Annotated in this window: 9 protein-coding genes; all 9 read left to right on the forward strand. The window is 63.6% G+C overall.

The window, feature by feature from the left end; all coding sequences use genetic code 11:
• Positions 1-60 precede the first annotated feature (60 nt).
• The 9 genes from fabD to H040_RS25560 all read left to right on the forward strand — a co-directional run bounded on the left by fabD (position 61) and on the right by H040_RS25560 (position 7,994).
• A complete protein-coding gene (gene fabD / locus H040_RS25520) occupies positions 61-999 on the forward strand; it encodes an ACP S-malonyltransferase (RefSeq protein ID WP_027919444.1) in 939 nt (312 codons plus the stop codon).
• A gap of 15 nt (positions 1,000-1,014) precedes the next feature.
• On the forward strand, positions 1,015-1,755 hold the full coding sequence (gene fabG / locus H040_RS25525) for a 3-oxoacyl-ACP reductase FabG (RefSeq protein ID WP_027919443.1): 741 nt from the start codon (positions 1,015-1,017) through the stop codon (positions 1,753-1,755).
• Positions 1,756-1,958: 203 nt separating this feature from the next.
• Complete coding sequence (gene acpP, locus H040_RS25530; RefSeq protein ID WP_027919442.1) at positions 1,959-2,195, forward strand: acyl carrier protein; 237 nt, start codon at positions 1,959-1,961, stop codon at positions 2,193-2,195.
• Between the two features lie 173 nt (positions 2,196-2,368).
• A complete protein-coding gene (gene fabF, locus H040_RS25535) occupies positions 2,369-3,613 on the forward strand; it encodes a beta-ketoacyl-ACP synthase II (RefSeq protein ID WP_027919441.1) in 1,245 nt (414 codons plus the stop codon).
• The gene (pabC, locus tag H040_RS25540) at positions 3,613-4,428 is read left to right on the forward strand and encodes an aminodeoxychorismate lyase (RefSeq protein ID WP_027919440.1); all 816 of its coding nucleotides are present in this window, start codon (positions 3,613-3,615) and stop codon (positions 4,426-4,428) included. The genes fabF and pabC overlap by 1 nt, the downstream gene beginning before the upstream one ends.
• Positions 4,429-4,432: 4 nt before the next feature.
• On the forward strand, positions 4,433-5,560 hold the full coding sequence (gene mltG, locus H040_RS25545) for an endolytic transglycosylase MltG (protein ID WP_027919439.1): 1,128 nt from the start codon (positions 4,433-4,435) through the stop codon (positions 5,558-5,560).
• Positions 5,561-5,569: 9 nt separating this feature from the next.
• A complete protein-coding gene (gene tmk / locus H040_RS25550; RefSeq protein ID WP_027919438.1) occupies positions 5,570-6,202 on the forward strand; it encodes a dTMP kinase in 633 nt (210 codons plus the stop codon).
• A complete protein-coding gene (locus H040_RS25555) occupies positions 6,195-7,181 on the forward strand; it encodes a DNA polymerase III subunit delta' (protein ID WP_027919437.1) in 987 nt (328 codons plus the stop codon). The genes tmk and H040_RS25555 overlap by 8 nt, the downstream gene beginning before the upstream one ends.
• 30 nt (positions 7,182-7,211) lie before the next feature.
• On the forward strand, positions 7,212-7,994 hold the full coding sequence (locus tag H040_RS25560; protein ID WP_027919436.1) for a TatD family hydrolase: 783 nt from the start codon (positions 7,212-7,214) through the stop codon (positions 7,992-7,994).
• The last annotated feature ends 291 nt before the right edge of the window (positions 7,995-8,285 follow it).

Genomic DNA, 8,285 nt, shown 5'->3' on the forward strand with positions numbered 1-8,285 from the left:
TGCGTCTAGCTCAGGGCTCGGCGCACCCCATTCGACGACAAGATCATAAGGGCTTGTTCAATGTCTGCATCCCTCGCATTCGTCTTCCCCGGTCAAGGTTCCCAGTCGCTGGGCATGCTCAAAGAGCTGGGCGCCGAAAAACCGGTGATCGTCGAGACCTTCAAGGAGGCCTCCGACGCTCTGGGTTACGACCTGTGGAAGCTGGTCCAGGAAGGCCCGGAAGAACAACTCAACCAAACCGACAAGACCCAGCCGGCGATCCTCACCGCCTCCATCGCCCTGTGGCGCCTGTGGCTGGAAGAAGGTGGCGCGCAGCCGGCTTTCGTTTCCGGCCACAGCCTGGGTGAATACAGCGCCCTGGTCGCTGCCGGTGCTCTGTCGCTTAAAGACGCCGTGCGCCTGGTCGAGCGCCGTGGCCAGCTGATGCAGGAAGCCGTGCCAGCCGGCCACGGTGCCATGGCTGCGATCCTGGGGCTGGACGACGCCGTGGTCGTGGAAATCTGCGCCGAGGCGGCCGAAGACGAAGTGGTGAGTGCCGTCAACTTCAACTCGCCAGGCCAGGTGGTCATCGCCGGTAACAAGGCTGCGGTCGATCGCGCCATGGAGCTTTGCAAGGCCAAAGGTGCCAAGCGCGCCTTGCCTCTGGCGGTCAGTGTGCCGTCGCATTGCGCCCTGATGAAGCCGGCTGCCGAGCGTTTTGCCGAGTTCGTCAACGCCATCGAATGGAAGGCTCCGCAGATCCCGGTGGTGCAGAATGTCACCGCTGCCGTCGCCGCCGACCTCGATGCGCTGAAGCAGGACCTGCTGGCGCAGCTTTACCAGCCGGTACGCTGGGTCGAGTGCGTGCAGACCCTGGCAGCCAACGGTGCTGTCAACCTGGTCGAATGCGGCCCGGGCAAGGTTCTGGCCGGCCTGAACAAGCGTTGCGCCGACGGCGTGACCACCTACAACCTCAATACCCCTGACGCTGTCGCCGCCACCCGTGCGGCGCTGGCCTGATTTGGAGAAGCTTGCATGAGCCTGCAAGGTAAAGTTGCACTGGTCACCGGCGCCAGCCGTGGTATTGGCCAGGCCATCGCCCTCGAGCTGGGCCGCCAGGGCGCGACCGTGATCGGTACCGCCACCTCGGCTTCCGGTGCCGAGCGCATCGCCGCCACCCTGAAAGAACACGGCATCACCGGCACCGGCATGGAACTGAACGTTACCAGCGCCGAGTCCGTGGAAGCAGTGCTGGGCGCCATTGGCGAGCAGTTCGGCGCGCCGACCATTCTGGTCAACAACGCTGGCATCACCCGCGACAACCTCATGCTGCGCATGAAGGACGACGAGTGGTTCGACGTGATCGACACCAACCTGAACAGCCTCTACCGTCTGTCCAAGGGCGTGCTGCGTGGCATGACCAAGGCGCGCTGGGGTCGTATCATCAGCATCGGTTCGGTCGTCGGTGCCATGGGCAACGCCGGCCAGGCCAACTACGCGGCGGCCAAGGCCGGCCTCGAAGGCTTCAGCCGCGCCCTGGCGCGTGAAGTGGGTTCGCGTGGCATCACCGTCAATTCGGTGACCCCGGGCTTCATCGACACCGACATGACCCGCGAGCTGCCTGAAGCGCAGCGCGAAGCCCTGCAGACCCAGATTCCGCTGGGCCGCCTGGGCCAGGCTGACGAAATCGCCAAGGTGGTTTCGTTCCTGGCGTCGGACGGCGCTGGCTACGTTACCGGCGCGACCGTGCCGGTCAACGGCGGGATGTACATGTAAAACTGCAATGCAATGTGACGGATTGCTTCAAAAAAGAGTCATACTGCGAGCCTAAAATCCGTTATAAAGCTGCAACCAGATTCCAGGCAGCGGTTGAAGTGGCTAAAGGGAAGGTTCGTTCCGCTTGAAAAGCGAACGTCTTTCTATAAACTTGGTCACCGGCCAGCTGCCTGACATATGTCCATTAGGAGTGAAAACTAGGTATGAGCACCATCGAAGAACGCGTCAAGAAAATCGTCGCCGAGCAACTGGGCGTCAAGGAAGAGGAAGTGACCAACGATAAGTCCTTCGTCGAAGACCTGGGTGCCGATTCGCTTGACACCGTTGAGCTGGTGATGGCTCTGGAAGAGGAATTCGAGACCGAAATCCCTGACGAAGAAGCCGAGAAGATCACTACCGTTCAAGCTGCAATCGACTACGTCAACAGCCACAAGGCGTAAGACGTTGTAGTCGACGCTTCTTGTCGAGAAGAACCGCACTGCCTTTGCCGGCGTGCGGTTTTTTCTTTGCGAGCCTCCAGCGTCGCTTCGCTGGCACCGAGAGCTTGTTGCCATTTCATTCCATTGCTTGAATGCAATGGCAAGAAACTCTGTGATTAGAAAAGGAGAGTACTGTGTCGCGTAGACGCGTCGTGGTCACCGGTATGGGTATGCTGTCGCCACTGGGTACCGATGTACCGAGCACCTGGCAGGGCATTCTGGCTGGCCGCAGTGGCATTGGTCCGATCGAACACACGGACCTGTCTGCCTACTCCACCCGTTTTGGCGGCTCGGTGAAAGGCTTCGAGGTTGAGCAGTACCTGTCGGCCAAAGAGGCCCGCAAGCTTGATCTGTTCATCCAGTACGGCCTGGCAGCCGGTTTCCAGGCGGTGCGCAACGCCGGCCTGGAAGTCACCGATGCCAATCGTGAGCGCATTGGCGTGGCCATGGGCTCGGGTATCGGTGGCCTGACCAACATCGAAGAAACCAGCCGTACCCTGCACGAGCAGGGCCCGCGCCGTATTTCGCCGTTCTTCGTACCGGGTTCGATCATCAACATGATCTCCGGTTTCCTGTCTATCCACCTGGGGCTGCAGGGGCCGAACTACGCCATTGCCACCGCCTGTACCACTGGCACCCACTGCATCGGCATGGCCGCGCGCAACATCGCCTACGGTGAAGCCGACGTGATGATCGCCGGTGGCGCCGAAATGGCGGCTTGCGGCCTGGGCATGGGTGGTTTTGGTGCGTCCCGTGCGCTGTCGACCCGCAACGATGAGCCAACCCGTGCCAGCCGTCCGTGGGACAAGGGCCGTGATGGCTTCGTGTTGTCCGACGGCGCCGGTGCCCTCGTGCTCGAAGAACTCGAACACGCCAAGGCCCGTGGTGCGACCATCTATGCCGAGCTGGTCGGTTTCGGCATGAGCGGTGACGCCTACCACATGACTTCGCCACCCGACAGCGGCGAAGGCGCTGCCCGTTGCATGGCCAATGCCCTGCGCGATGCTGGCATCCAGCCTGAAGCAGTCAGCTACATCAACGCCCATGGCACCTCGACGCCGGCCGGTGACATCGCCGAAGTCGCGGCGATCAAGCGCGTGTTCGGTGAACATGCCTACAAGCTGGCCGTCAGCTCGACCAAGTCGATGACAGGGCACCTGCTTGGCGCTGCCGGTGCGGTAGAGGCGATCTTCAGCGTGCTGGCGATCAACAGCCAGATGGCACCGCCAACCATCAACCTCGACGAGCCGGACGAGGGCTGCGACCTCGACTTCGTGCCGCACCAGGCGCGCAGCATGCCGATCGATGTGGTGCTGTCCAACTCGTTCGGCTTTGGTGGCACCAACGGTTCGCTGGTGTTCCGCCGGTTCGCCGGTTGATGCACAGCTGGATCGACGGCCAGCCCGCGACTGCGATCAATTTGCAGAACCGCGGCCTGGCCTACGGCGATGGCCTGTTCGAGACCCTCGCTGTGCGCGGTGCACGGCCCAGCCTGCTGGACGGCCATCTGGCCCGTCTGGCGCTGGGTTGTCAGCGCCTGGCCATCGACGCCGACCTGGCGCTGGTGCGTGATGAAATCCTGCGTTTCGCCAGCCAGCTCGGTGACGGTGTCGCCAAACTGGTCCTTACCCGTGGCGACAGCCAGCGTGGCTACGCGCCGGTTGCCGGCATTGCGCCGCGCCGGATCCTCCAGGGCAGCCCGCTGCCCAGCTATCCTGTCGAAAATGCCGAGCATGGCGTGCGGCTGTTCCCTTGTCAGACCCGGCTTGGGGAACAACCGTTGCTGGCTGGTCTCAAACACCTCAACCGCCTTGAGCAGGTGCTGGCCCGTGCCGAATGGCAGGACAGCGAGCATGCCGAAGGCCTGATGCGTGACGGGCAGGGCAGGGTGGTCGAAGGCGTATACAGCAACCTGTTCCTGGTGCGCGATGGCGTGCTGCTTACGGCTGACCTCAGCCGTTGCGGTGTTGCTGGCGTGATGCGTGGTGCCCTGCTGGAGCAGGCGCAACGGCTGGGCATGACGGTGCAGGTGCGTGATATCGCGTTCGACGAACTGCAGCAGGCGGATGAAGTGTTCGTCTGCAACAGTGTCTACGGTGTCTGGCCCGTGCGCGCAATTGCCGCGCTGAACTGGTCGCCGGGCCCGCTCACCCGTAAACTGCAGGCCGTTGCCCGTACGTTACTGGATACCTGAATTCGTGAGACGCAAATTCCTGCTGCTGCTGGAAATGGGCTTGATCCTCGCCGGCCTGGCCCTGGGCTGGTCGGCGTGGAAGATCAACTCGGTACTGGAACAGCCCCTGCATGTGGCTGAAGAGCGCATGCTCGACGTGCCCAGTGGCACCAACCCCAACCGCATGTTCTATCGCATGCAGGCCGATGGCCTGCTCGATGACGCTGTCTGGCTGCGCCTTTACTGGCGCTTCAATATGGCCGGCACACAGCTGCATACCGGCGAGTACCGCCTCACCCCCGGCATGACCGTGGAAGAGCTGTTCGACGTCTGGCGTCGTGGCGATGTGGTGCAGTACAACCTGACCCTGGTCGAAGGCTGGACGTTCCGCCAGGTGCGCTCGGCGGTGGCCAAGCATGAAAAGATCAAGCACACCCTGGAAGGGCTTTCCGATTCTGAGGTGATGGACAAGCTCGGCCACACCGGTGTGTTCCCTGAAGGCCGCTTTTTCCCCGACACCTATCGCTTCGTGCGTGGCATGAGCGACGTCGAGTTGCTGCAGCAGGCATACATGCGCCTGGACGAGGTACTGGCCAAGGAGTGGGCAGAGCGTACGACTGACCTGCCTTACCGTGACCCTTACCAGGCTCTGATCATGGCCTCGCTGGTGGAGAAGGAAACCGGTATCCCCCAGGAGCGCGGGCAGATCGCCGGGGTCTTCGTCCGCCGCCTGCGCCTAGGCATGATGCTGCAGACTGACCCGACCGTTATCTATGGCATGGGTGAACGCTACAACGGCAAGATCACCCGCTCCGACCTGCGCGAGCCGACGCCTTACAACACCTACACCATGACGGGCCTGCCACCGACACCGATCGCCATGGTCGGGCGCGAGGCGATCCATGCCGCGCTCAATCCGTCCGATGGCACCAGCCTGTACTTTGTCGCCCGTGGCGACGGTAGCCACGTGTTCTCCGATGACCTGGACGATCACAACTCGGCGGTGCGCGAGTTTCAGCTCAAGCGTCGCGCGGATTACCGGTCCAGTCCGGCTCCGCAAAGTGCGCCCGAGGACGCAGCCGGGCCTGCTGAGCAGGATCCCGCCAGCGAGGCTGCACCGGTCGACGTGCCGACGCCCGACGAACAACATTAAGGACTGCCTGTGAGCGGCTTGTTTATTACCCTGGAAGGCCCCGAAGGCGCGGGCAAGAGTACCAACCGCGATTACCTGGCGGCGCGCCTGCGCGAGCAGGGCCTGGACGTGGTGCTGACGCGGGAGCCTGGTGGTACGCCACTGGCTGAAAAAGTCCGTGAGCTGTTGCTGGCGCCAAGTGATGAAATCATGGCGGCAGACACCGAGCTGCTGCTGGTGTTCGCTGCCCGAGCCCAGCACCTGGCCGAGGTGATTCGCCCGGCACTGGAGCGTGGCGCGGTGGTCTTGTGCGACCGGTTTACCGATGCCACCTACGCCTACCAAGGGGGGGGGCGCGGCCTGTCCGTGGCGCGAATCGCTTCCTTGGAGCAATTCGTCCAAGGGGATCTGCGCCCGGACCTGACCCTGGTCTTCGACCTGCCAGTGGAAGTCGGCCTGGCCCGTGCCGCTGCGCGCGGCCGCCTGGACCGTTTCGAGCAGGAGGGCCAGGCCTTCTTCGAGGCCGTGCGCCAAGCCTATCTGCAGCGCGCCCAGGGCGAGCCGCAGCGCTACAGCCTGCTCGACGCCGCGCAGCCGCTGGAGGCGGTGCAGCGTGCCATCGATGCGCTGCTGCCTGGCATCGTGGGGCGTTGCCGTGGCTGAGGCCTACCCCTGGCAGCAGGCGCTGTGGCAGCAACTGGCCGGTCGTGCCCAGCACGCCCACGCCTACCTGCTGCACGGCCAGCAAGGCATCGGCAAGCGCGCCCTGGCCGAACGGTTGATGGCGCGCCTGCTATGCCAGCAGCCGCAGGGGCTGGACGCCTGCGGGCAGTGCAAGTCGTGCCTGCTGCTCAAGGCTGGCAGCCACCCGGACAACTTCGTCCTGGAGCCGGAAGAGGCCGACAAGCCGATCAAGGTCGATCAGGTGCGCGAACTGGTGTCGTTCGTGGTGCAGACGGCGCAGCTGGGCGGGCGTAAAGTGGTGTTGATCGAGCCGGTCGAGGCGATGAACGTCAATGCCTCCAACGCCTTGCTCAAGAGCCTGGAGGAGCCCTCGGGCGATACTGTATTGCTGCTGGTCAGTCACCAGCCAAGCCGCCTGCTGCCGACGATCAAAAGCCGCTGCCAGCAAGTCGTCTGCCCGCAGCCGAGCCCGGCACAGAGCCAGGCCTGGCTGGCCACTGCCTTGCCCGACAGCGACGAGGCCGAGCGCGAGGAGCTGCTGACCCTGGCTGCCGGCTCGCCGCTGATGGCTGTCAGCCTGCAAGCTCAAGGCGTGCGCGAGCAGCGGGCCCTGGTGACCGACGGGGTGAAGAAGCTGCTCAAACAGCAGCAATCGCCCAGCCAGTTGGCCGAGGCCTGGAGCAGTGTGCCGTTGTTGCTGTTGTTCGACTGGTTCTGCGACTGGTCACACTTGATTCTGCGCTACCAGTTGACCCAGGATGAAGACGGCTTGGGTTTGGCCGACATGCGCAAGGTGGTGCAGTACCTGGCGCAGAAGGCTCGCCAGGGCAAGGTGCTGGAAGTCCAGGCGTGGATCCTCGAACAGCGCCAGAAGGTGCTCGGTAAAGCCAACCTCAATCGCGTACTGTTGCTGGAAGCCTTGCTGGCCCATTGGGTACAGCTGCCGGGTTCCCGCTGATTTTCCATCTTTTCATGTGTGCCGTTTCCCATGCTCGTAGATTCCCATTGCCACCTCGACCGTCTTGACCTGAGCGCCCATCAGGGTTCCCTCGATGCTGCCCTGCAGGCGGCGCGTGAACGCGGGGTCGGGCATTTCCTGTGCATTGGCGTCAGTGCTGAAAATGCCGGGGCGGTGAAGGCGCTGAGCGAGCAGTACGGCGATGTGGATTGCTCGGTGGGCGTGCACCCGCTGGACCTGGCGCCGGGCGAAACGCCGGCGCTGGAATGGCTGCTGCGCGAGTTGGCGCACCCGCATGTGGTGGCGATCGGTGAGACCGGCCTGGACTACCACTACGAACCGGAAGCAGCCGAGTTGCAGCAAGCGTCGTTCCGCCTGCACCTGGAGGCCTCGCGCCAGACTGGCAAGCCGGTGATCGTGCACACCCGTGCCGCGCGGGCCGATACCTTGGCGTTGCTGCGTGAAGCCAATCTGCCTCAGGCGGGTGTGCTGCACTGCTTCACCGAAGACTGGGAGATGGCCAAGGCGGCCCTGGACCTGGGTTACTACATTTCGCTGTCTGGCATCGTCACGTTCCGCAATGCCGATGCCCTTCGCGAGGTGGCGCGGCAGGTGCCGGTCGACCGCCTGCTGGTGGAAACCGACTCGCCGTACCTGGCGCCAATTCCGCATCGCGGCAAGCCGAACCTGCCGCAGTATGTGCGGGAAGTGGCGGAGTACGTGGCATCGTTGCGTGGGGTGAGCTATGACCAGCTGGCCGAGCAGACCACGGGCAACTTCAAGCGCTTGTTCCCACTTGCGCGAGTGGCCTGAACCCAGGCCAATCGCTTTTGCTCTGCTTTTGCTCTGCTTTTGCTCTGCTTTTGCTCTGCTTTTGCTCTGCTTTTGCTCTGCTTTTGCTCTGCTTTTGCTTCTAAGCGCGCGATAGTTCAGGCGCCGCAGAGTGCGACTTCAGGAGGCCGAACGCAGGCGTCTGGAGGGCCAGGGTGCGCAGCACCCCTTCGGCGTAGCCGAAGGCGCGAGATGTAGACTTGCGTAGCAAGTCGTAGGCCGCGCGGGCCCGGAGGGCGCCGGAGTGAGGGGACCCCGGAGCGCAGCGCAGGG

The organism is Pseudomonas sp. URMO17WK12:I7, assembly GCF_003269045.1.
Lineage (GTDB): Bacteria > Pseudomonadota > Gammaproteobacteria > Pseudomonadales > Pseudomonadaceae > Aquipseudomonas > Aquipseudomonas putida_J.